Consider the following 23,298-nt stretch of genomic DNA (forward strand, 5'->3'; position numbering starts at 1 on the left):
TTTATTTTATTGGTGATAATTTAAGTGCATTAATATATTCTTCCATATTTTCAGTATCGGTTACAGTAATTACTTCACCGGAAAGAGCAGTTTTATTGCGCAGTCTTTCGTCAATAACCTCCTCGATCGTATCGGCATAGTACAAGTAATAAATGTTTACTCCCTTTTTCTGACCATTTCGATAAGAGCGGGCAGAAGCTTGCTCTTCGAGCGCAGGATTCCATTGCCGGGTATAATGGATCACGTGATTGGCTGCGGTAATATTGAGTCCCATTCCCGCAGTTTTAGGATTCAGAATCATTATACCAAAACCTTCTGCTGCTGAAAAGCGGTCAATATTGACCTGGCGCTCTGTTGTTTCCACACGACCATCGATAGTAAGTATTTCAACCGGCCAGACATGGAACAACACACGTTTCAGGGTATCTATCATATCCAGGAACTCGGTAAATATGAGTACTTTCTCCTGTTTTATTGCGATCTCATGAATCAGTTCCAGCATCCGGCTGAATTTATAGCTGGTGTTCCGGAGTTCATCAATGCCCGCCGCAGCTAATTTCGCAGGTTCCCGCAGTAAAGGATGTGTCGTAAACATCCTTAATTCTGTGATCATTTTTAATATGTGAGATCCTGAATTCCCGCCAGTTGCAGCCGAAAGGATGTCATTTCTTTTTCCTTCATAAGCTGTTATCTCTTTGTCGTGCATGCTCAGCGCCTGATGGATGTCTATCTTTTCCGGCAAATTATCCAGTACATCTTCTTTTTTTCTGCGCAGCATGATATAAGAAATGTCTTCTCTTAATCTTGCCAGACCTGAATTATTCAGGTCAAAGTTATTTTTGGCCCCGTAGCGGCTGTTAAAATCAATTCTGGATCCCAGATAGCCCGGATGCACATAATCTGCAAGCGACCAGAGGTCGGTCAGAGAATTTTCTACCGGGGTACCGGTCATCGCGATCTTTACTGCTGAAGAAAGTGCTTTCAGGGCGGTTCGTCGTTCTGCATCCGGATTTTTAATCAGACTGGCTTCGTCAAGAATGGTGAGCCCCCACCTGATCTTATTGAACAGATACAGGTCATTAATGATCATCGAATAGGAAGTTACAATGATCTGTTGTTTCTTTAAAACTGCGGGTGAACCTGTCCGCTGGCTTCCATGGTGGATATATGGTATCAGTTCCGGCGCAAAGAATTTAAACTCCCGTTTCCAGTTTTCCAGCAGGGTGCCCGGAACAACGATAAGTATATGTTCCAGCAGTTTTCTTTCAATAACGCCTGATATGAGTGCGATGACCTGTGCTGTTTTACCAAGGCCCATGTCGTCAGCCAGAATACCGCCGATACGGTTAACGCAGCAATAAAGCAGCCAGCTGACGCCATCGCGCTGGTATGGATAAAGATCTCTGATGAACAGACTGGTATCAATACTATATGAACCAGCAGCGAAAATCCGGGTGAAGTCCGAAGACGTCTGATCAAACCTCACCAGCTTTAGTTCATCCCTTTTAGAAAAAAGATCCAGTGCGATATGCAGCGGCAGCGTCATCTGAGCGGAGACAGCATGTAAAAAGCCCTGACTAAAGGTGATAGCTTCCGGATCTACTGCATGACACTTGTTGTCTGCAATGTAATAACCCGTTTGCATAATTAGTTTAAGCGCTGACAGTTCTAGTTCAACCGGAGTTGCTCCCGTTAGTATGGGACGGACAGCTGCACAGTCCTCTTCCATACGAATATTAAAGACAATTTCTTTTAAAAGACGTTGAAATTTGATACTTCGTACCTGCTCATCAACTACCGGTGTATACCCCGCAATACCATCAGGCAGTGTGCCTCCTGTAATAACCGCATATATTTCATCCACAGTAAGGATGCGCGCCTCTCCGGCATCATCAGACAGGAACAACTCGCTGGTTTCCGGGTCCAGCATAAACACTGGAAAAGCAAGATCACCGGCATCACCGGCCCGGCCTCCGGCATTACGTTTTTGAGCTCTTGCTACTTTTTTCTGAATAGCATTGATTTTCCGTAAACCCTTTTCAGCAATTTTGTCCGGATCTTTTCCGGCAGCACGCAGCACCTCACGGGCCTCTTCGATATCTTCTTTAATGAGTTCCGAAAACGCTTCCAGCAGCTGGTCTATTTTTTCTTTATAACTTTTTTTCTCACTCATGATAGTTCACTTTTGATAACTGATCAATTACTTTTTCAGCCAGTCGCCTTAATCTTTTCTGGGCAAGCCGGACCTGTAATATATCAACAGCGTATTCATCTGCGATCTCACGCGGGGCAAGCCCGTCTTTCAGCGCCTTGTAGACGAGACACATCACCGGATCACCCCGCATGGCCTCTGCTATTTCCTGGTCCAGTTGTTTGCTGTAGAGTTCTTCGTCAGCAGTGTTTTCCACTGCATGATATTGGTCGGCGATGCCGTCTATCCTTTTTTCCCCTGCTGCGCCGGAGCGAAGCTCATTGATAATGATACTATTGGTCACACTTTGCAGATGATTCTGGAGATCAGGTTCTTTTTCGAGATCCCAGGCACGCTCGCCGGTATAGATCTTTTCAATCGCTGACAGCGCAATATCTTCAGCCTCCAGTCCTTTTGGTAATCGGTACTGCTTCCATTTACAATATTGCACAACGTAAGCGGTCAGCTTTATGATGACATCGTCCCAGTCTTGCGCATCCAGAATTTTCAGCAGGCCTTCATTCATACCGTTCAATTAACCTATTCAACCATATAGCTGATGAAAGTTCGTTTTTTCCCGCGGCCACTAATTTATTTTTAATACAGGTCATTATAATTTTTTTAAGGCCGTGGCAAAAAAGGTTTTTTCGTTAGCTATACCTTTTGAAACGCTTTAAATTCCAGCAGGACAGGTGGTGAAATTACGCAAAAATCCATCATCGGAAAATAAGCAGTGATACATAATGAAATTGAAATGGAAAAAGAAAGATTAAAATTCTGTATCGGAAGATACGACCACTATTACGATAGTGTAAACAACAAAAGCAATGTGCTGCTTGCGCTCGGTGTTTTCGTAACCGGTGGTTTAGTGGCCCTATATCCCTTTCTGGCCGATAAGGTAAACTGCACCCTTTGTGTTTATCTGATGCTTGGAGCCGAGATCTGCCTTGGGCTGGCTGCGGTACTTGTCACCAAAACAGCCACAACACCCTATCTGAGATCTGGTACAGATTCGCTCCATTACTTCGGCAGTGTAGCACAACTGAGTACCCAGCAGTTTGGCACTTTATCCGAACAGATGACGGAAGCGCAGGAAATTACCGATCTGAGGTGTCAGGTATCAGCACTGGCCAAAGGCCTGGCAATAAAATTTACCCGCCTGCGGGTGGCCAGCATTCTTATCATTATACAGTTTGCCCTTTTTATACCCTTATTAATTCTATTGCTAATAAATCTAAAAAAGTAACATCATGGACATTTACTCAAGTTATGCGGACAATATCAGGTCCGCCATCGCCAACGACCGAAAATCCGGCAACATTAACCTTTCAAACTTTTCCGGTATAGCCGGAGTGCGGAATGATTTCCAAAAAGCAGAAACGAGAACACGCCTGCTGAGCGAAACGCAGCAGGTCCGACCACTTAGCAGTCTGCAGAATATTGTGAACGAGCTCGGCCTGCATCCTAATTTTAATCAGCAGCTTGGCCTTCATCCGGATTTCGCCCATCTCAAGAATACCGGTAACATAGAAAAGCATTATATCCATTCTATGTTTATCGATATCAAAGGTTCAACCCATCTGTTTAAACGATATGAGCCCGAAACCGTTCTGGTTATTACAAACACGATACAACGCGCGGCAATTCACACTTGCATGATCTTCGATGGTTATATCCAGCGCCTGCATGGTGACGGCATGTTTGTTTATTTTGGTGGCAAAAGTCAGGATCCGGCTGAAGCGGCTAAACGTTGTCTGACAGCGGCCAGCCTGTTTACCTACTTTGTAAAAAATGACCTGAAGGAGATTTTTACTGAACAGGGTATTGAAACCATTTTTACGCGGATCGGCATTGATTACGGTAAGACGGCAGATGTGGTTTGGGCAATGGCCGGTATGGCTGAGATCAGCGAGGTAACAACCTGCAGTCTGCATACCAGCCTGGCAGCTAAAATGCAAATGCATGCCGAAAGCAATGGTGTTGTAGTGGGAGATAACATCAAAACGCTGGTTCCGACACCATTCTACAGCCCGGTATGCGGCCGCCCAGGCAAAGAAAACAACCGGTATATTTTCACTATTCCCGAAGAGAATTTTTACTACACGCAGCATGACTTCAACTGGCTGGGACACCTTAAAAGCCTGGACTACATTTCGACTAATCCTATGCTTGGCACCATAAACCTGAAACGCCGTGGCCAGGAGATCAACGTACTAAGATATACTGATAACCTCAAACCAATTGCCGTACAGAGCAAGCCTTATCTGCAGTAACATGAATCCCAAAAAAGCCGCGACCACAGATATTGCACGGATGTCTGATTTTTTCCCAAAACTCACACTGACCAGCAGAGAGGGTACCCCTCTCTGCTATGCCGGCGAAATTGATATCTGTGATTCGACAGGCGTTTACTGGGATACATTTAAGATCAGCTTAAAAGCACCGGCAAATTATCCACACGGTGTACCAGTTGTTCAGGAAACCGAATCAAGGATTGAACGGATACCTGACCGGCACATATCACCAAATGGCTTCTGTTGCGTGGCTATCGACCACGTGCTGCTACATCATGCGGCGAAGGGTTTAACGTTAACAGAGTTCGTTCAGCGGTATCTTTACCCTTACCTTGCCAATCACCTTTATTTTGAACGGGAGGGGCATTATGCAGATCAGGAGTATCTCCACGGTTTTGAAGGTGTTCAGCAGTTCTACAGAGAAACTATGAATGCACCGGATGCTGAAACAGCAATTAAATTACTGGAGGGTGTATTGCTGAGAAAGCAGCCGTCACGAAACAGCCCCTGCTTCTGTGGTAGTTCAAAAAAATTCAAGTATTGCCATATGGCGGCTTCTGAATATTTATCAAAAATCGGTCACGGTAAATTAAAAGAGGATCTGCATTCCTTTAAAAATAAAGGGCCTTAAAGAAAGCAGATTGAAAATGCTCACACGGCAATAATATTTTAGGATTTATTTATGAAAATATGGCGTGTGAAAATATTATTTTGAATTAATCGTACCTTTAATAACCTATCCAATTATTATATGCCAATTGTAAGCTTTCCTAGTATTCGCAATCAGATATTTGCCGAACGCCGTAACTTCATCCTTCATCATTTCCAAAAAGCAGCATTTAATGTCGAAGTGACATTGGTTAGCGTCACCCCCTTTGTAATAGAATATGGTGATGACCAAGTTTTGATAACAAATAAATCTGACGATAATTTTATTGACGACTTTGACATGGTTGTTTTAGCGGGACGAAAACCGACAAAAAAAGATTTCGAAACCAGTAATTTAAAATTATCACACTGGCTTAAGCATCCTTTAATAATTACGGTTAGCCCCAAGGAGGTTATTGATTCATGGACGAATCGGTTCTTTTTTTTAAAAGAAGATCCCATTAATGCGGTCCCTGGTCTTCGGCCTCCTCAATTGGGCGCGTTGCATTCGATACTTGGGCATACTCAAAATGCAGATGACATCGGTATTGTCGTTATGCCCACTGGTACAGGGAAAACAGAAACCATGCTGTGTACCATGGTTTCCAATAAGTGCGAAAAGCTATTGGTTACTGTTCCATCAGATTCTCTGCGGGGACAATTAGCCGGGAAATTTCTAACGCTGGGTTTATTAAAGGAGTTTGGCATTGTTGGCGCCGACGCTTTTAATCCTATTGTTGGTATAATTGGCAATAAAATACTTGACCCCAACCAGCTTACAGAATTTATAGATAAAGTAAATGTGGTGGTTACCACTATGAGCATTGCAGCGGGCGGAACAAACGAAATTCAGCAATTAATGGCTGAGCGTTTTACGCATTTATTCGTAGATGAGGCCCATCATTCTGAAGCTGGTACATGGCAGCAATTTATAAGCAGATTTGACAAGGAAAAGGTTTTTCTATTCACAGCTACTCCGTATAGAAATGACGGAAAAAAAATAAAGGGCAAGTATATTTTTAACTTTTCTCTTAAAAAGGCTCAGGAGCAGAAGTATTATAAAAAGATCAATTTTTTACCGATTCGTGAATATGATAAAAAGAAAGCGGATGAACTTATAGCTGAAAAAGCTATTGAGCAATTGAGAAAAGATAGAGCAGATGGTTTTCCGCATATCATTATGGCGAGGTGCATGAACAAAGAACGCGCAAATGAGGTATTCCCGTTTTACGAAAAGCATGCTGATTTAAAGCCGGTGGTTGTATACACTGGTCGACCTGGACTAATTGATTTGATTCGTGCAATCAGACGCAAGGAGCATTCTATTATTGTCTGTGTGGATATGCTTGGTGAAGGTTTTGATCTGCCAGAATTAAAGATTGCTGCAATTCACGATGAGCGACAGAGCCTGCCAATAACATTGCAGTTCATTGGGCGTTTCACACGTACTGCATATGATTTGTTGGGCGAAGCAAGTTTTATTACAAATTCGGCCTATCCACCAATCAAAGCAGAGCTGGACCAATTGTACGCAAAAGATGCGGATTGGAACCTGCTGTTACCCGTTCTTAGTGAAGCTGCTACTCAAAAGGAGATAAATTTTAAAGAGTTTTTATCGGGATTTGAAGATTTGGATGACTCCAATATCCCTTTTCAAAATATCAATCCTGCGCTGAGTACAGTGATTTTTAGACATGATGGAGATACCTGGCACCCAAACAATTGGCGGGAAGGAATCAGTAATTTGAACACCTATGAGCATCAGTATAGTAGTGTTAATTCACATGAAAATACACTGGTTATTGTACTTGGTAAAATCAGCCGGGTAGATTGGGGAGACTTTGATACTGTTCAGAATTTAGAATGGGATATGATCACCCTATTCTGGGATCTCCGCCCGGACGTAAACCGGATATTTATTAATACTTCGATCAAAGGTTTACATACAGAAAAATTAGTCCATGCTATTTTTGAAGGAAATACAACAAAGGTTACCGGAATGGAAGTCTTTCGTATTTTCCATGAGGTTCATCGGTTATCATTGTTTAATGTAGGTGGCAGACCTGGTATAGGGCAGGATATAAGTTTCCGCTCATTTTACGGCAAAGGTGTGCAGGATGGTTTAGATATGCTGGAACAAGGCACTCTCATTAAAAATAACATATTTGGAGTCGGTTATAAAGATGGAGAAAAAGTTTCGCTCGGCTGTTCAGTTAAAGGGAAAATATGGTCCTATTTACGTGGCAATCTTGACGAATTGACCGACTGGTGCAGAGTAGTAGGAGATATAGTTGAAGACCCGGCAATTAATCCAAATACGGTATTAGAACACACATTACAGGTTAAAAAAATATCAGCAAGGCCACCTCAGAAAGCTGTCGCTGTAGACTGGCATCCGGAGATGTATCAGTTTACGGATAGCCGATATGAGATATACCTTAACGGAATTCGTTACTATTTATGGGAAATTGATATCGAGACTGATGACGACCAGAATAATCCTAATCTCCTTTTTTCACTTAGTACGGAACAATTTGAAGTGCAGTTTGAGTTAGTGTTATCAGAGATTATGGTTGACGGTAAACCACAACCAACATTTAAGATTAATAAATTGGATCAAATAGATGCACGAATTGAATTTGGGTCAACCATCCAGCCGCTGGATGAGTTTTTTCAAAAATACACACCTGTGTTTTGGTTCGCAGACGGTGCTCAATTGCTTCAAAATCAATATATCAAACCTCGTGAGCAGGCAGCATTATTCCCACTTGATCGTATTATTAGCCAAACGTGGCCCGGTGTTGCTTTAAACAAAGAATCACAGGGGGTGACACCATATGTTCAGGACTCCATACAGTATGCTTTTATACAACAAATTCTTAATGATTATCAAATCGTATATGACGGTGACGGTAAAGGAGAAATAGCAGATATTATTGGGATTAATGATTCGGATCAGCAAATAGATGTTCACCTATTTCATTTGAAATACGCAAAAGGAGGAGGTGTAGGTAATGACATTGATAACTTTTATCAAGTTTGCGGACAAACTCAAAAATCCGTTAACTGGAAATATAAGCCAGGGAAAGATTTTTTTGAGCAGTTATTCAGGAAATTAGACAAAACCGAAAGCGGCGTGACATGCAGTCGTTTGATTAAAGGAACAACGGATCAACTTGAAGCACTTTTAACAGCAGCAAAATGGACTAAAAAAATGAAATTTCATATGTCAATTGTCCAACCAGGGATGGCTAAAGCCAATGTATCCAATGACATTCGGTTGCTGTTGGGAAATACTGCGCATTATCTGCATGTAGTTGCCAACATCGACTTAAAGGTTTATTCCAGCTAGTGATTTACAATCGACCGCTTCGCACGGTGCCAATATCTGTTAAAAAGAGTCAATGGATAGTTATTAGAGGATTCTTACCAGCATTAATAATTTATTCTTTATCAATTTGTTATTACTACATTGCTCTATATTATATCTGAAAGTCTATAAATTATTGACATTCAGCTAATAGTCATTACGGCCTAACTCACAATTACACCAACGATGGATTTAAATATTAAACAAAGATTTGTATTAGTTGGTATTTACGCCGCCATCATTTTAAGCATTGGCTATTACTTTTGTGGCAATTGGCAATTTGTTGTGGATTCAAACAATAAATTAAACTCCGTTCTAATTGCTACCGGGCTTGCTTTAATTCTCAGCACCTATATAACAGAACCTTATTTTTCAAAACCGGTAGATGTGATTACCAGGTGGGTTGCTATATTCTTATTCCTTATTGGCTTTAACAGAAAAAGTGATTTGACCTTGTATAGTTATTGGATAGCTGCGTCAATTATTTTTATTGCTGTCGCTTTGTTGCTGATTTTAATACATGGATTTAAAAAATCAGAAAAATTTCAGCGAATAAGTGTTGACATTATCTGTAAAATTTCAAGACCAGAAATTGTTTTCTCCCTTCTGTATTTTGACATTGTAACTTCTCTTTTTCAAAATGACAAAACCGAATATCCCGTTTTAATAGGCTTTGGATTATTATTACTTATTAATAAGCCTTTTGTCTGGACAATCAAATGGGTCACCAATCTTCTGACCTATGCTTTCAGCAAAACGGATACAGGTGATTTTATAGGCCAGGCTATCGGCCATGAAAGTGAGGATTTCTACAATGTAGAAATTCCTATAGATAATCCATTTAGGCAAAAGATATTGAAGGGGAAGTTGGTCTATCTTGAAAATATTACCAATGGCGTTGCGGGTATGGTGATAAGTGAAATCATACTGTTAAATAAAAAATGGGTACAGGTTGTATCGTTAAGAGATAATGACAAAAACCTTGTCTCCTTTAATTTAAAGTCCCATAATCCATTAGCAGGACAGAAAACTATCTATTCAAAAACTAATGCCGTCTATTTCTTAAATATTGATGAGTTGGACGATGAAGTTAAGGTCCTTATTCAGGCAAACCCTGTTCACCGCGACTTTGACAATTTAATCGGCTATATATGGAAGGGATCGACCATAAGTTTAGGCAAGTTCAGGAAGCTATTTGATGATAGATTTCTTATTGAAAAAAATATCGGTGAAGGCACAATTATTCAAACGGAAATTGCCGATCAGGAGGTGCTTTATCAAATCATAGATGCGAGAACAGATGAAGAAACCTTAGAACATAGGGATTCAAACGGGTTTACAGTAGGAACAGCTCAAAAGCTTGGGAAATATGATTTTACGGAAAACGAGTTAAATACAGTTAAGTGGCTACCTGAAATCTATACGCCATTATTTCTGCTCAACCCCCGGACAATTGCGTATAGCCCAAAAGAATTTATTGGCAAATTACCAAACACACATTACGGAATACCTATAAAATCCCCCAATGAACTGGTAACCCATAATACTGCAATTTTAGGGATATTAGGTATAGGAAAGTCTTGTTTAACATTTGAATTATTACAAAAGCTAATCGAAACAACAGATGTAAAAATATTTTGTATTGATTTGACCAATCAATATGCGAGGGAGTTAAAGCGGTATATTGATCCAAATTTAATACAGGAGGACATTCCAGAGGCAGCCAAAGAACAATTGAGAATAAATAACCAAAGTGCGGGACAGGCTGAAAATATTTCAACATGGGGAAATGAAGCATTTTATAAAGCTACAATTGGCACTGAAATTAATACTTTTGCCGGTTCTGCAAAAAGGGTATTAACTTTAAACCCGGATTGGCATCAAGTTTCTAAAGCAGCCAGCAGCTTTAAGATAACAAATAAAATAGATTTAACTGCTTCGGAGAAGACCCGGATTATTACTGAAAGGATATTTGCGAAAGCGCAGGGATTAGGTGAAACTATAGATGCAAGATATCTTATTGTGTTTGAAGAAGCGCATTCCTTGGTCCCTGAATGGAACTCTGTGTCAAGTGATGGCGACAAAAATGCAACAAATGGGATAGCCAAAGTGATATTACAGGGAAGAAAATTCGGACTGGGTTCAATGGTTGTTACGCAAAGAACCGCCAATATTAGTAAAAGCATACTTAACCAATGTAATACGATATTTGCGCTAAGGGTATTTGATGATACAGGAAAACAATTCTTAGAAAACTACATTGGTTCAGACTATTCTAATTTGTTACCAACATTAGAAGAAAGGCATTGTATTGCAATTGGAAAAGCGATGAAATTAAAGCAACCTGTTATTTTGGAATTAAATGATATGAAGGATATTATACTCCCTGAACCTGATAATGTTATTGGAGCGGCATAATTAAACCTTATGTATATATGGAAGAGTTTCCTGTATTAAAATATACTGCTCAACTTTATTTTCATCCTTTTAAAGATAATATTCCAATGGACGAAAGGGATGACGCGCCGATTCAAATAGCATCAGGCGTATTCATTAAAGGGACCTCAAAGTATTTTCTATTAACCTGCAAGCACGTTTTTGACAATATTAAAGCAGAGGATGTAATTATATTAACAAGCTTAGGCTTTGCATTAAGGCTGCCTGATAACATAAAGTTCATCAATAATGATACTGATAGTATCGACTTAGCAATGGTGGAATTTAAAAATGAAAGGCTTGAACACCTTAAGGCCCACTATTCCTTTTTGCCTCTTAAATATCTCGGATTCAATCACATTTTTGATGATGATCTATTTTATATGCTTTTCGGGTTCATTAATAAAAGAACGGACTTAAAAGATCATGCATTCTATGTAGAATCGTTTGGATATTTAACGAACACCAGGACCTATAAAAAAATTAAGGAATTAGGCTTTAATTATACGGAAAATGTCACTTTAGAATATAATATACGTAAACAAGGTGATTTTAACGACGATACCAGAAGACTAGGGCCTAAGGATCTGAAGGGTTTAAGCGGTGGTGGAATCTGGTTGTCTGTAGCAGGAAAAAGAGCTAATACTTACAAGTATATTTTGGTGGGAATCATGATCGAGGAGAGACTAGACAGAGGATTTGTCATTGGCACTAAAATCGAGCTTATTAAAAACGTAATTATTCCGGACTAAAGTGACCACGTTATTGTGAGCTGATAAATACAAGGGGAGTATTTGTTTATTGTGCCGATTTGATAATAGTCCTAATAGGACGTTTGTTCATCAAAGGCACTACCTAACACACGTAAATCTTCGACAAAGCGGTGTGTGAAGTGTCCCTCACGGGCTACCTCAAAAGCCTCAAGTCGAAAGATTTGAGGCTTTCTACTTTCTAAACAGCGGTGACCAAATCAATTTTGCACCTACATTCCCGGCAAGCGGGGAACAATTAACGGAGGTTATGGCCGTTATTATATCATACACCAAATATAGTGCGGGATGGAGCAGTTGGTAGCTCGTCGGGCTCATAACCCGAAGGTCGTAGGTTCGAGTCCTGCTCCCGCTACCGAATCGGACAAGCTTGAAAAATCAAGTTTTGTCCGATTTTTTTTTGCCCCTAACTTGCTGTTAATTAAGTAGATTAGATTGGCGGCTTCGTTCATTCGAGTGGTTCGATAAGCCTTATCTAAACAATCGTCCAAATCAAACAATGTTTTACCGAAACCAGTTAGCTTCGCTTCCAGGCTAAGCAACTTGTTTTCACACTCAGCATTGATCGTTTTATAGTCGTTGCTGTCGATAGCATCATCAAGCAGGAGCTTCCTTGCCTCTTTTAGCATAAGCTTTGTGCCTTGGAAATTGACTTAAATAAGCTCAGGGACATTCTTTCTCTTTTTTAGTACAGCGTCTTCTCGGCTCGTTAATTATCCCAGATAAGTTTTTAACGTTTTTGAACGGGTACTGGCACGCAACCTGGCCAATGCCTTATCTTTAATTTGCCTTACACGTTCGCGGGTAAGATGATATTTTTCACCGATCTCTTCCAGGCTATGTGCGTGCTGATTCTTCAACCCGAAAAACAGTTCTAAAACCTCCCTTTCTTTTTCATCAAGCACGCGCATACTATCGGACACCTCGATGCTGAGGGATTCGTTCATCATTTCCTTGTCTGTTCCAGGCTCAGCGCTTTGTAACACATCAAGCAAAGTATTATCTTCTTCACTGGAAAAAGGGGTGTCATACGATAAGTGCCTGCCTGAATGCGACAAGGAATTGCTTACCTTTTCAACCGTCGTTTCTAAATCTTCTGCCAATTCTTCGGGAGTTGGCTGCCTTTCATAAATCTGCTCCAACTTAGAAGCGGCTTTAGCGATTTTAGAAAGATCGCCCACCTGATTTAATGGTAACCGCACCATTCGCGATTGTTCGCCAATAGCCGACAGGATAGACTGACGGATCCACCATACTGCATACGATATAAATTTAAAACCCTTTGTTTCGTCAAATCGCTTTGCCGCTTTGACCAGGCCAAGGTTGCCCTCATTGATCAGGTCGCCGAGTGTCAGGCCGGAACTTTGGTATTGTTTTGCGACAGAGACCACGAACCGCAAGTTTGCAGTTGTCAATCTTTCCAACGCAGCCTGATCGCCCTCCCTGATTTTTTGAGTCAGGATCACTTCTTCTTGTGGCGTAATCATTGGAATCTTTGCAATGTCTGACAAATATTGATTCAACGACGCTGTCTCACGATTGGTGATCGACTCACTAATTTTAAGTTGCCTCATTTTTTAAAAATACTTTTTAAGTGAATGCTAAAGATCCTTGCCTTAGAATGCGCGAAAAGCAGAAATGATTCTCTAAGAGATTTTAGCGAAGTTGCTGGTGCCTGCGGAAGAAAGGGTATGTAAAAATCTTTAACATACAAATATAAGCACAGGACTAGAAAAGAGTGTTAATTGGATGTCAAGAAGTTAGGAAGCCATATCAACAGCACAGAACTAACAAGATTGACACGTACGGCGGCTGGTGCAGTTCGTTTTAGAAAAAGGTATACTTCGTTCATGGATCGGGAATTACACGTAAGAATATGTCAAAATATTACTGCTCTTCAAAGTATTCCCTGATTATCATTACTTTTAGTGGTTTATCCGTACCATGCCTCAACAACTTAAAGATTTAAATTATTGGCAATCCGGATCGCCGTACCGCGGCACCATAGTTTTTTTGACAGTCTTTTTCACAGCAGCTTAACCAAAAAGCTGGCCTTCCGCACGCCTGTCCCCCTGCTGTTGATCAGGGAAAAAATAACTGCGGTAATGCTGAAGGCTAAAGGATAACGCTATAATTCATTTTCATAGGTTTCAGGATGCACGGAGGGATTATATTTCGGGCTGTTCTTTACATCATTGACAGTGATATCAGCATACACTGCGGATTCTTGCCATTTGACCTGGCTGATCCATTTGGTCGCGATCAGTACCTGCTCTCCGGGAAACCAGTGGCCGGTATCCACCACCAGGAAATGGATGCGCCAATTTTGATCATCGATAATAAAATCTTCCACGTCGCCAATTTCGCCATTGGTAGCATGGATGCGGTAACCTATAACCTCGTCAATGCTGCGCAGATGCGGGTCGGCTGGCTTGTCGTGGTTTGCCGCTGCCAAAATGCTTTCCTCAAACGGGATGCGGGATTCCATCATCCCCGATAGCCCCATGCCGCCATAAAACCCAGCTCCGCCGACGCCCATATAGGGCCAGCCATAATGGGTATAAAGGTCTATTTCCTGCTGGCGGGAAACGGTTCTTTCTGTATCTATGTCTGGGCTGTGCTTAATTTGTGCTTTGGTCAGGTTAACCGGGAAGGTTTCGTTTGCCCAGTCTGGTTCTTTTAAAGCGGAAGGGGGAATGAGTACTTTGCGGCCAAACAACCAGCTCCCGGTTTTAACGATCAGGTAACGTATCGTCCAGGTTTCGTCATCAAAATAAAACTCCTCCACTTTACCAAATTCACCGTCAGTGGCGCCCATTCTGAAGCCCACTAAACCTTTTACATTCCGTCTCATGATTCCCTTCGGTTTATAAGCAGTAAATTATATTACCGCAAAAATCATGCTGAAATGTTTGAAAATCAAGCATAAACGACGTGAATTGCTATCCGTTAAACGGCTTCAAATTCCTTAGATGGGGTTTGTTTAAATGAGCTATGATCGTTTAAGTTAAAATCAAAGAATAAATTATTATTTTAGGTTTTTATAAACCTGAATTTGAAAACATTTGGTCGTGTATTATTAGCCGTTTTTGGTATAATTATCCTTTGCTATATAGGTATTCCAAGTCGCCTAATTTCAATTAATATTGATAAAGATACGTTGGCAAGGTTTAAAAAAGCCAACCATACACTTATTAAAGCGCAATTACAGGCACCGCACAATAGCGTTGTAGGACTAACTCAATTTCTTCCATTTGAATATGGACGCATTACAAGCACCCAACAGGTTGATGAACTTTTCCCTTCCTTATCATATAAGGATAGAAATGAAATTAAATCATTATTTAATGATGGTGATATTATTGAAATAGACATGCACGAACAAAGTTGCATCAGCTACAAGCTAAAAAAATCGTTACAGTGCTATCTAATTAACAGTAGCGCAGAAACGCTTTATTTAATCCACAATAATAACTGCGATTGCAGTTGCGAAAAAAAAGGACATGACAGTAAAGATAAAAGTGACATTAAAAACTTAGGGGATGGGTGGTTTAGGGTAGATATAATAGAACATCGCGAACCCTTTCGAGGGTGATTAGGATATATACTCATCTATAAGAGATGCCAACATTAATTATACAACTACTTCAACTGCTCTCCAAAAAAATCAATCGTCCTCTTCCAGGCAAGTTCTGCGGCGGCTTTATCATAACGGGGTGTAGTATTGTTATGGAAGCCATGGTTCACATTCTCGTAAATAAATGCCTGGTATTTTTTCCCATTCGCTTTTAAGGCGGCTTCGTAGGCCGGCCAGCCCTCTGTGATCCTGGTATCCAGCGATGCATAATGCAGCATCAAGGGGGCCTTAATTTTAGGCACATCCGCGGCAGCAGGCTGGCTGCCGTAAAAAGGCACAGCTGCAGCCAGTTCCGGTATACGAACGGCCATCATGTTGGCTATCCCGCCGCCAAAACAGAAACCAACAACCCCCACTTTGCCGTTACAGTCGGGGTGCTTTTTAAGATATTCATAGGCCGCTATAAAATCTTCCTCCATTTCGCCTTTATCCCTTTTGCTTTGCATAGTGCGTCCCTCGTCGTCATTACCCGGGTAACCGCCAAGTGGTGTAAGTGCATCGGGCGCAAGCGAAATAAATCCAGCCAGGGCGGCCCTTCTGGCAACGTCCTCAATGTAAGGGTTCAGGCCCCGGTTTTCGTGAACTACTATAATGCCGCCAAGCTTCTTTTTAGCATCTGCAGGTTTTGATAACAACCCTTTGATAGTTCCGCCGCCTTTTGGTGAGGGATAAGTGATATATTCTGATTTCAAGCGGGGATCATCGGGCGTTACCTGCACGTTACCTTTATAATCGGGCGTCAGGAAACTCATCAGCGCGGGTACGGTTAACCCGCCAACCGCATAAAAAGATAGTTTTTCTAAAAACCCACGCCGGTCAACCCGGTTGTGCGCGTAATCATCATACAGGTCAAATACTTCCTGTTTAACGTCTTCTTTATTGATCTGGCTCATAATTATAGGCTTTATTCAAATATAAATAATTCATAGCAATTGCTTGATCAATTGCTGATCAATACCTTGAGCGCTTTTTCTTTCGCGCCGTTTTGAAACACCTCATAGGCTTCCAAGATCTGATCGAGTTTGAACCTGTGAGTTATGAGTTTGTTGGGTGATATCCTTTTCGATGCCACGGCATTTAAAAGCATTGGCACTGTGTTAGTATTGACCAGGCCGGTGGTTAGGGTGATGTTTTTAATCCACAACTCCTGGATCTGAAAATCCACACTTTTTCCGTGTACGCCCACATTGGCAATATGCCCGCCAGGCCTAATTATGTGCTGGCAAATGTCAAAGGTTTGGGGTAGCCCTACAGCTTCTATGGCCACATCAACACCTTCTCCATCTGTAAGTTCATTGATAAATTTAGCAACATCCCCGGTGCCGGAATTAATTGTGTGGGTAGCGCCTAATTTTTTTGAAAATTCCAGCCTGTTATCATCCGTATCCATCATTACAATATTAGCCGGCGAGTAAAACTGTGCCGTTAGCAGGGCAGCCATCCCAACAGGGCCCGCGCCTACAATGGCTATAGTATCTCCCGGTTTAACATTCCCATACTGTACGCCTATTTCATGCCCGGTAGGCAGTATATCACTTAGCATAATGGCGGTTTCATCATCTACTGTTTCGGGGATCTTGTGCAGGCTATTATCCGCATAAGGTATCCTCACATACTCCGCCTGCGTGCCATCGATAAGATGCCCTAATATCCATCCCCCATCCTTACAATGGGCGTACATCTGTTTTTTACAATAGATACAACTCCCGCAAGCGGTAATACAGGAAATGATCACTTTGTCTCCCTTTTTGAACTGCGCGACGCCGGAACCTATTTCCTCTATAATACCAACACCCTCATGGCCCAAAATGCGGCCACTGGCCACCTCTGGGTTTTTCCCTTTCAGGATCCCCAGGTCAGTTCCGCAAATGGTCGTATGAACAATACGGACAATGGCATCTGTCGCTTTTTCTATTTGAGGTTTCGAAACATCGGCTAAAGTGATGTTATGCTCCCCGTGGTAAACCAAGGCTTTCATAGATGATCATATTAAATTAGTGAATTAACATAAGTATAAAAGAGTATTATACTATAGTAGTTAGTAGTACCCTTTACTACAATAACATGTAAGAGTTGTTTCAACCAAAATGATCAATCGGTAATAATGGCTACAGGTTTCTCCATTCAACTGTCAATATCCGTACACCTGCTGTTCGGTACCGTACGGTATTTGCCATCAATAACACCATAATAAATACATTATCAAATAATTATAAGTTTGGCTTGTACCATATTTAAACGATACAATCCCGATTATCCATTCGATTTTAAGTTTATGGATGAATCCTACAAGATCAAATTCCAGGATGAGAAGAACACTGGGCAAGTGGTAGCAGTATTTGCCGGCCTAAGTATATTTATATCGTGCCTGGGCTTGTTTGCGCTGGCGGCCTGCATGGCCGAAGGCCGCATTAAAGAGATAGGCATACTTAAAGTACTTGGCGCTTCGGTAGCGCGTATTACCGCCCTACTCACAAAAGACTTCCTGATATTAGTGCTCATTTCTTTTGTTATCGCATCGCCGGTGGCCTGGTGGCTGATGAGCAAATGGTTACAGGATTATCCATATCACACAAATTTAAGCTGGTGGATATTTGGGCTTACCGGGCTGGGCTCTGTCCTTATTCCTTTTTCAACAGTAAGTGTACAAGCTATAAAGGCGGCTATTGCTAACCCGGTTAAAAGCTTGAAAACAGAGTAAAAGCAACCCGGGAGCCCTTAATAAATAGTAAACAAGCCTCTTAATAAGGGGCTTGTTTGTTTGAAGGGGTTACGCTGCAGTGTCATCTGGCAAAAGAAACCGTAATGGACTGATTGGGCCTAAAGGGATAAAATCAAATTCCATCATACCGGCTATACCTAAAGGCAACTTTTCCAAAAGCTGATGCGCTTCGGCAGGGTCGGTAATGTTCATAATGAATACTACGCCGCTTATATCAGGCTTTACGTACCACATTTCTATTTTGCCTGTAAGATAGAGGCGCACGGTAGCAGGTACTTCTTTCACCATCACCGGGAATCTTGTTTTAGGATCCATGCCCTTTTCTGTCCAACGGCCAATGGCCAGTATTTTTGTTGTAGGGGTGGTTAAGTCTATTGGATTACTGATTTGTTCGTTGTTCATAATAATTTGTATTTGTTATAAGCAAAGGTCATAAGTTGGGCGGCCCATTCACTTGCCAATTGGCAAGAAATGACTGTGGTTTTTTTGTTCAGATATTTATTAAGTTAGTAGTCAGTAATACATCAACCACATATTTAACCCACTATGAGCAAAGAAAACCTTGCTTTGTTTTTCCGAAACACAAACCTGGTTTCTTTATCAGGCGCAAAAGAAATTGCCGATCAATTTGAACATAAGGCCATTTTAAAAACCCAACTCCAGCTTATGGCAGGTAAAATATGTAATGAATACCTTTTCCTGGAAAAAGGCTACATGCGTGCTTTTGCACATGATACAGAGGGCAATGAGGTAACAACAAATTTTTGTTCGCCGGGGCAGGTGGTATTTGAGGTCTCCTCTTTTTTCAATCGCACCCGGTCAAAAGAAAATATCCAGGCATTAACAGATTGCGAAGGTTGGTATATTACGTATGAGCAGCTCAATAATCTTTTCCACTCGCTTCCCGAGTTTAGGGAGTTTGGCAGATCGATACTTGTTAAAGGATTTGCAGAACTTAAAACCAGGATGCTATCTATGATAACCGAAACCGCCGAAGAGCGGTATGAGCTACTACTAAAAACCAATCCCGAAATTTTTCAGCATGCCCCCTTGAAAAATATCGCGTCTTACCTTGGCATCACAGATACATCTTTAAGCAGGATCCGTAAGGAAATATCCAGAAAACAGTAACGCGTTCATTTCTTGTCATTTGGCAAGGTGCCGCCTTGTTTAATTGGGTTCCTTTGTTTTATAAACAATTAAGCAATGGAACATTTACCAAATTACATCAGCATCGTATTTATACTAACGGCATTACTCACTTTGCTGCTATTGTATAAAGCTTCTAATTATTCAAAAAGGGTTATGGTTGTTATAGTACTGTGGCTGGTATTACAGGCTGTTGTAAGCCTATCGGGGTTTTATGAGGTTGCCGGCGGTGTGCCACCAAGGTTTGCACTATTGTTAATGCCACCGGTGCTGTTTATTGCTATTATGTTCCTAACAAAAACAGGGCGAAACATAATAGATGGCTTTGATATAAAAACCCTAACGTTGCTGCATGTGGTAAGGATACCGGTAGAACTTACTTTATACTGGTTGTTTTTACATAAGGCAGTACCCATGGTTATGACCTTTGAGGGCAGAAACTTTGATATCCTTTGCGGACTAACCGCACCGGTAGTTTATTATTTTGCATACATTAAAAACGTATTTGGTAAAAAAGCGTTGCTGGTATGGAACATCATTTGTTTATTACTGCTTACAAATATTGTTGTTACAGCAGTGCTATCTGTGCCGTTGCGTTTCCAGCAATTTGGCTTTGAGCAGCCTAACATCGCCTTTTTTTATTTCCCTTTTGCGTGGCTTCCCTGCTTTGTTGTACCTGCTGTATTATTTGCGCACTTGGCGGTTATAAGGAGGTTGATAAAGTAAAGTAGTAGCGTATAGCAACGAGACAGAGAAAGGTCGAATTGTTAAGCCAGTTATATTATCAAACGCTAACCGGGCCTGCTTTTTCGGTAATCTTCTTCCAGATAGAATATCCCCCGTAAGTAAACATCAGGGCAATAAATATATAAACCCAGACAGACAGGTTGCGACCGGCAATTACCAAATAAAGGTAGGGCATACTAAAACTAATGCATGCAATAAGTAAAGGCGTAAGAACAGGCTTTTTAGCTCTTAATGTTTTCAGCACCCAGCCAAGTGAGGTAAAAAAACATAATTTACTTACTAAATAAAGGCTCCCCAATATAAGTGGATCAACCTCGTGTTTCTCGCCCAGGCCAATAACCCAGTCTTTAAATAGTGTAAGGTAATCCGTCATTATCTGCAAGATATGAATAACAAGTTTATGTAGTGTGCATTTGTGCGAATTATTACTTTAATGTTGCTTTCGCTTATTACTTAAGTACTTGCGCACGGGGATATCATAAGCCACCATTACTCCCCAGGCTATGCCAACCAATAGTATTATACTTGTTATAATGACGATGGCTAACTGTGCAGTGGCGGGTTTGTGGGTGCCATAATAATTACCAAATGCCCATATTACAGCATAATGTGTCATATACAGCGGATAGGAGATCTTCCCTGAAAACACGCAAAGTTTTTTAAAGCCGGGAGTAAGTATAGCCCCTGCACCTAATGCAATTAGCAACGGAAAGTAGAATAATACTACCAGCGATTCTGATAGCCAGTTCCATTTAGAAAACGGCATAATAAAGGCTAATACAAGCAATACCGAAAGGCCTATAAAACCCAGCCTGTTTTTAATGATCCAGTTAGAACGGTAAATAAGCAGCCCCGCTAAAAACGAATAAGAGATACGTGCGCCGCCATGCCAAAAGCTATTTCCGTCCCATCCACCCATTAAGTTAGCTGCATTATAAGCTACAAAGCAAATAGCTGCTGCCGAAAATATGGTCATTAAAAGCAACCAGCAGCGGCCAACCCTGTAAAGGATAAAGGCATAAAATATATTGGCCACATATTCCCAGAATAACGACCATGATGGGGCATTAAAACCAAACAGGTTAAAAGCCCGTTCCTGCATAATCGGGAGGGGAATAAGAAAAACGGAACACAGAAAGATCAATATAACTTTGCCGGTACTATATAATTCGGGGTGGCCGCCAAACGGGTCGAAAAGAAAGGTGAGCAAACCTAATACCGATCCTAATATTACCAAAGGATGCAGCCTTATCAACCTGGATTTGAAAAACTCCCAAACCCCCATTTTACCAATACGGTCGTCATAGGCATATCCAATAACAAAGCCGGATAGGCAGAAAAAGAAGTCGACCGCTAAAAAACCATGTGCAATAAAATTTTTGCTGTAATCTGAAATAGCCATTTCCATAAAATGGAAAGCCACTACTGCTATGGCTGCTACTCCTCTTAATCCATCAAGGATATCGAAATGTTGTTTAGGTTTTAGAATATCCGGGCTTATTTTATTCATACTTATGGTTCTTCTATACATCAACTTATCATGATGTATAGAAGAACCAATAATAACAATTTCGGCTTAATAACACCGCCCGGATTTTATTGCGCGCTTAAATAAGCCTCCAAATTATCTAATCCGGCGGTAAAGCCTTCCTGGAAGCCCATTTGCATGAGCGTTTCCATATCAGCTTCCTTATCAAAAGTTATTTCGATGTTTACCTTGCTCGCGTTGCCAGTTCCGGTAAATTCTTTTTCCCAGTTCATTATAGGGAAATCAGTATTTGGATTACCTTCTTCATCACTAAACGCAACCGAATTGACGATTCGTTTTTTGGGTTCGATAGTTTTATAATTCTCTATGCACCACGAACCGTCGTCCTCCGGCCCTATCATGAGGTATAGCCAAAAACCGCCTTCTCTAAAATCCATTTTTTTTGTTTCGGTCCTGTAAGGTTTTGGTGCCCACCATTGGTCAAGTATCTCACTTTTTGTCCATGCTTCCCATACACGCTCTAACGGTGCATCAAACTCTCTTACAACAGTAAGTTTTTTGTTTTGCAGGTCTTTTGAAAAGACAGTTTCTCTTTTAGTCATGATGTTTTATTTTGTGGTTTTTAATAAGTTGTCCAATTGATCAAAACGGGTCTCCCATATAGCGCGGAATTGTTCCATCCATATATCCACCTCTTTCATTTTTTGCACATTAAAATGATAATGGATCTCACGGCCGCTTTGTTCCTGTTTTACCAACTCACATTCGGTAAGTATCTTAATGTGTTTGGATATAGCTTGCCTGCTACTGTCAAAATGTTCGGCAATAGCGTTTGGCGTCATTGCGTGTAAAGCCAATAAAGTTAAAATTGCCCTGCGGGTAGGGTCGGCAATCGCCTGAAATACGTCTCGTCTCATATCAATTCGCAACCGTTTGATTGCAAATATAAACGCAACCTATTGATTGCGCAAATTTCTTTTCAATTATTTGGATAATCGAGCTTGCAGATATTGATAATTAGGTCACAATGGTTAGGATAGTATGCCAAACCTGTTGCAAAAAAATGCCTCATAGATTTCTCTAAGAGGCATTTCTATTGATACCTTAAACTATGGAAGTTAACTTAAAAGGCCTCATTCAGCCCCAAAAAGAAACCCCGTGCGCCATATTTACCCCAGGCATAATCCAAACATAAGTTGGTGCGTGTAGCTTTATTGAATAACACACGTAAACCGGCACCACCACCGGGCTGCCATTGCTCAAATAGCTTGGTACCCAATCCGTCATCGCTGGCGGTTTGCATATTTACGAAGGCAACACCGCTTAAAAACTTGTTTTTTGTTATAGGAAAGCGATATTCAACCTCTGAATAATCGTACTGCGGCGATTTAAAATAACCAACGGTGTATCCCCTTCCGCTCCGAAAGGCTCCGTCCTTAGCTGTTCCGGGTAGTTCCAGGTAGGGCAGGGCGCCGCTCACCAGGTACGATCCCCAGTTCCAAAAGGCAATAACGTGTTCAGGGTTTGAAGATGATAGGCTAAAGTACTTTCTAAAGTCGGTGGTGAATACAACCGCATTTTTTGAACTTCCCAACCATGATTGATTAACCCTGATACCTGCATCCGCATAAATACCTTTGTATGCACGATTTTGATTATCACGTGTGGTGTATTGTACATTAAAGAGCAGCCCGTTTGACATATACTTATCCCGGTCGAACCCGTATTTATCGCTGTAAATATTATAGGGGGTTAGTTCATCATCTGTTACTTTATTCTCAATTTTTCTGCGGATATCAAATGATACACCCGCCCCAACAAACAAATTCTTCTCCACCTCTTTAT

General features: G+C 41.1%; 22 protein-coding genes and 1 tRNA gene. 11 read left to right on the forward strand and 12 right to left on the reverse strand.

Annotated features, from left to right (window positions below; translation table 11 throughout):
• Nucleotide 1 precedes the first annotated feature (1 nt).
• Nucleotides 2-2,173 carry a DEAD/DEAH box helicase gene (locus JWQ85_RS19720; protein ID WP_299471042.1) on the reverse strand — a complete coding sequence of 724 codons (2,172 nt, stop codon included), beginning with the start codon at nt 2,171-2,173 and terminating at the stop codon, nt 2-4.
• On the reverse strand, nt 2,166-2,717 hold the full coding sequence (locus JWQ85_RS19725) for a hypothetical protein (protein ID WP_299471044.1): 552 nt from the start codon (nt 2,715-2,717) through the stop codon (nt 2,166-2,168). Before JWQ85_RS19725 ends, JWQ85_RS19720 begins: the two co-directional genes overlap by 8 nt.
• Nucleotides 2,718-2,945: 228 nt before the next feature.
• Between JWQ85_RS19725 and JWQ85_RS19730 the strand changes: the two genes are divergently transcribed.
• From JWQ85_RS19730 to JWQ85_RS19760, 7 genes are all read left to right on the forward strand, one after another.
• The gene (locus JWQ85_RS19730) at nt 2,946-3,437 is read left to right on the forward strand and encodes a Pycsar system effector family protein (RefSeq protein WP_299471046.1); all 492 of its coding nucleotides are present in this window, start codon (nt 2,946-2,948) and stop codon (nt 3,435-3,437) included.
• Nucleotides 3,438-3,441: 4 nt separating this feature from the next.
• Nucleotides 3,442-4,464: an adenylate/guanylate cyclase domain-containing protein gene (locus JWQ85_RS19735; RefSeq protein ID WP_299471048.1), complete on the forward strand. Its 1,023-nt coding sequence runs from the start codon at nt 3,442-3,444 to the stop codon at nt 4,462-4,464.
• A gap of 1 nt (nt 4,465) precedes the next feature.
• Nucleotides 4,466-5,116 (forward strand): SEC-C metal-binding domain-containing protein, encoded by a 651-nt coding sequence (locus JWQ85_RS19740; RefSeq protein ID WP_299471050.1) that lies wholly within the window; start codon nt 4,466-4,468, stop codon nt 5,114-5,116.
• Between the two features lie 120 nt (nt 5,117-5,236).
• Nucleotides 5,237-8,485 carry a DEAD/DEAH box helicase family protein gene (locus tag JWQ85_RS19745; RefSeq protein WP_299471052.1) on the forward strand — a complete coding sequence of 1,083 codons (3,249 nt, stop codon included), beginning with the start codon at nt 5,237-5,239 and terminating at the stop codon, nt 8,483-8,485.
• A 204-nt stretch (nt 8,486-8,689) separates the two neighbouring features.
• A complete protein-coding gene (locus tag JWQ85_RS19750; protein WP_299471054.1) occupies nt 8,690-10,921 on the forward strand; it encodes a DUF87 domain-containing protein in 2,232 nt (743 codons plus the stop codon).
• A 17-nt stretch (nt 10,922-10,938) separates the two neighbouring features.
• Entirely contained in the window at nt 10,939-11,691 is a 753-nt protein-coding gene (locus JWQ85_RS19755; protein WP_299471056.1) for a hypothetical protein, read from the forward strand.
• 300 nt (nt 11,692-11,991) lie between these two features.
• Nucleotides 11,992-12,064: transfer RNA gene (locus JWQ85_RS19760), tRNA-Met, on the forward strand.
• A gap of 358 nt (nt 12,065-12,422) precedes the next feature.
• On the opposite strand, the gene JWQ85_RS19765 is transcribed toward JWQ85_RS19760, so the two are convergent.
• Nucleotides 12,423-13,283 carry an RNA polymerase sigma factor RpoD/SigA gene (locus JWQ85_RS19765; protein ID WP_299471058.1) on the reverse strand — a complete coding sequence of 287 codons (861 nt, stop codon included), beginning with the start codon at nt 13,281-13,283 and terminating at the stop codon, nt 12,423-12,425.
• 554 nt (nt 13,284-13,837) lie between these two features.
• Nucleotides 13,838-14,563: a PRC-barrel domain-containing protein gene (locus JWQ85_RS19770; RefSeq protein WP_299471060.1), complete on the reverse strand. Its 726-nt coding sequence runs from the start codon at nt 14,561-14,563 to the stop codon at nt 13,838-13,840.
• Between the two features lie 201 nt (nt 14,564-14,764).
• On the opposite strand from JWQ85_RS19770, the gene JWQ85_RS19775 reads away from it, so the two are divergent.
• Nucleotides 14,765-15,304, forward strand: a complete 540-nt coding sequence (locus JWQ85_RS19775) for a hypothetical protein (protein WP_299471062.1) — start codon at nt 14,765-14,767, stop codon at nt 15,302-15,304.
• 47 nt (nt 15,305-15,351) lie between these two features.
• Here the strand turns inward: JWQ85_RS19775 and JWQ85_RS19780 are convergent, their stop codons facing one another.
• Together JWQ85_RS19780 and JWQ85_RS19785 are read right to left on the reverse strand one after the other, a co-directional pair.
• Complete coding sequence (locus JWQ85_RS19780) at nt 15,352-16,239, reverse strand: dienelactone hydrolase family protein (protein ID WP_299471064.1); 888 nt, start codon at nt 16,237-16,239, stop codon at nt 15,352-15,354.
• A 47-nt stretch (nt 16,240-16,286) separates the two neighbouring features.
• Entirely contained in the window at nt 16,287-17,324 is a 1,038-nt protein-coding gene (locus tag JWQ85_RS19785; protein ID WP_299471066.1) for a zinc-dependent alcohol dehydrogenase family protein, read from the reverse strand.
• Nucleotides 17,325-17,621: 297 nt separating this feature from the next.
• Here JWQ85_RS19785 and JWQ85_RS19790 point away from each other — a divergent pair, with 297 nt between their 5' ends.
• Nucleotides 17,622-18,047, forward strand: coding sequence for an FtsX-like permease family protein (locus tag JWQ85_RS19790; protein ID WP_299471068.1), 426 nt, complete (start codon nt 17,622-17,624; stop codon nt 18,045-18,047).
• A 69-nt stretch (nt 18,048-18,116) separates the two neighbouring features.
• Here JWQ85_RS19790 and JWQ85_RS19795 read toward each other — a convergent pair whose 3' ends face one another.
• Complete coding sequence (locus JWQ85_RS19795) at nt 18,117-18,470, reverse strand: hypothetical protein (protein ID WP_299471070.1); 354 nt, start codon at nt 18,468-18,470, stop codon at nt 18,117-18,119.
• Between the two features lie 144 nt (nt 18,471-18,614).
• On the opposite strand from JWQ85_RS19795, the gene JWQ85_RS19800 reads away from it, so the two are divergent.
• On the forward strand, nt 18,615-19,199 hold the full coding sequence (locus JWQ85_RS19800; protein WP_299471071.1) for a Crp/Fnr family transcriptional regulator: 585 nt from the start codon (nt 18,615-18,617) through the stop codon (nt 19,197-19,199).
• A gap of 75 nt (nt 19,200-19,274) precedes the next feature.
• Nucleotides 19,275-19,943 carry a hypothetical protein gene (locus JWQ85_RS19805; RefSeq protein ID WP_299471073.1) on the forward strand — a complete coding sequence of 223 codons (669 nt, stop codon included), beginning with the start codon at nt 19,275-19,277 and terminating at the stop codon, nt 19,941-19,943.
• A gap of 58 nt (nt 19,944-20,001) precedes the next feature.
• On the opposite strand, the gene JWQ85_RS19810 is transcribed toward JWQ85_RS19805, so the two are convergent.
• The 5 genes from JWQ85_RS19810 to JWQ85_RS19830 all read right to left on the reverse strand — a co-directional run.
• Entirely contained in the window at nt 20,002-20,337 is a 336-nt protein-coding gene (locus JWQ85_RS19810; RefSeq protein WP_299471075.1) for a hypothetical protein, read from the reverse strand.
• A 57-nt stretch (nt 20,338-20,394) separates the two neighbouring features.
• Complete coding sequence (locus JWQ85_RS19815) at nt 20,395-21,480, reverse strand: acyltransferase (RefSeq protein WP_299471083.1); 1,086 nt, start codon at nt 21,478-21,480, stop codon at nt 20,395-20,397.
• An 80-nt stretch (nt 21,481-21,560) separates the two neighbouring features.
• Nucleotides 21,561-22,055 carry an SRPBCC domain-containing protein gene (locus tag JWQ85_RS19820; protein ID WP_299471077.1) on the reverse strand — a complete coding sequence of 165 codons (495 nt, stop codon included), beginning with the start codon at nt 22,053-22,055 and terminating at the stop codon, nt 21,561-21,563.
• A gap of 6 nt (nt 22,056-22,061) precedes the next feature.
• On the reverse strand, nt 22,062-22,370 hold the full coding sequence (locus tag JWQ85_RS19825; RefSeq protein WP_299471079.1) for a metalloregulator ArsR/SmtB family transcription factor: 309 nt from the start codon (nt 22,368-22,370) through the stop codon (nt 22,062-22,064).
• A gap of 206 nt (nt 22,371-22,576) precedes the next feature.
• The coding region (locus JWQ85_RS19830; RefSeq protein ID WP_299471081.1) for a BamA/TamA family outer membrane protein at nt 22,577-23,298 on the reverse strand (722 nt) is incomplete at its 5' end.

Origin of the sequence: Mucilaginibacter sp., assembly GCF_028288105.1 — a bacterium.
Taxonomy (GTDB): domain Bacteria; phylum Bacteroidota; class Bacteroidia; order Sphingobacteriales; family Sphingobacteriaceae; genus Mucilaginibacter.

Coding starts and splice junctions, on each gene's coding strand:
- JWQ85_RS19720 (WP_299471042.1), bottom strand. CDS start 2,173: ATGAGTGAGAAAAAAAGTTATAAAGAAAAAATAGACCAGCTGCTGGAA.
- JWQ85_RS19725 (WP_299471044.1), bottom strand. CDS start 2,717: ATGAATGAAGGCCTGCTGAAAATTCTGGATGCGCAAGACTGGGACGAT.
- JWQ85_RS19730 (WP_299471046.1), top strand. CDS start 2,946: ATGGAAAAAGAAAGATTAAAATTCTGTATCGGAAGATACGACCACTAT.
- JWQ85_RS19735 (WP_299471048.1), top strand. CDS start 3,442: ATGGACATTTACTCAAGTTATGCGGACAATATCAGGTCCGCCATCGCC.
- JWQ85_RS19740 (WP_299471050.1), top strand. CDS start 4,466: ATGAATCCCAAAAAAGCCGCGACCACAGATATTGCACGGATGTCTGAT.
- JWQ85_RS19745 (WP_299471052.1), top strand. CDS start 5,237: ATGCCAATTGTAAGCTTTCCTAGTATTCGCAATCAGATATTTGCCGAA.
- JWQ85_RS19750 (WP_299471054.1), top strand. CDS start 8,690: ATGGATTTAAATATTAAACAAAGATTTGTATTAGTTGGTATTTACGCC.
- JWQ85_RS19755 (WP_299471056.1), top strand. CDS start 10,939: ATGGAAGAGTTTCCTGTATTAAAATATACTGCTCAACTTTATTTTCAT.
- JWQ85_RS19765 (WP_299471058.1), bottom strand. CDS start 13,283: ATGAGGCAACTTAAAATTAGTGAGTCGATCACCAATCGTGAGACAGCG.
- JWQ85_RS19770 (WP_299471060.1), bottom strand. CDS start 14,563: ATGAGACGGAATGTAAAAGGTTTAGTGGGCTTCAGAATGGGCGCCACT.
- JWQ85_RS19780 (WP_299471064.1), bottom strand. CDS start 16,239: ATGAGCCAGATCAATAAAGAAGACGTTAAACAGGAAGTATTTGACCTG.
- JWQ85_RS19785 (WP_299471066.1), bottom strand. CDS start 17,324: ATGAAAGCCTTGGTTTACCACGGGGAGCATAACATCACTTTAGCCGAT.
- JWQ85_RS19790 (WP_299471068.1), top strand. CDS start 17,622: ATGGATGAATCCTACAAGATCAAATTCCAGGATGAGAAGAACACTGGG.
- JWQ85_RS19795 (WP_299471070.1), bottom strand. CDS start 18,470: ATGAACAACGAACAAATCAGTAATCCAATAGACTTAACCACCCCTACA.
- JWQ85_RS19800 (WP_299471071.1), top strand. CDS start 18,615: ATGAGCAAAGAAAACCTTGCTTTGTTTTTCCGAAACACAAACCTGGTT.
- JWQ85_RS19805 (WP_299471073.1), top strand. CDS start 19,275: ATGGAACATTTACCAAATTACATCAGCATCGTATTTATACTAACGGCA.
- JWQ85_RS19810 (WP_299471075.1), bottom strand. CDS start 20,337: ATGACGGATTACCTTACACTATTTAAAGACTGGGTTATTGGCCTGGGC.
- JWQ85_RS19820 (WP_299471077.1), bottom strand. CDS start 22,055: ATGACTAAAAGAGAAACTGTCTTTTCAAAAGACCTGCAAAACAAAAAA.
- JWQ85_RS19825 (WP_299471079.1), bottom strand. CDS start 22,370: ATGAGACGAGACGTATTTCAGGCGATTGCCGACCCTACCCGCAGGGCA.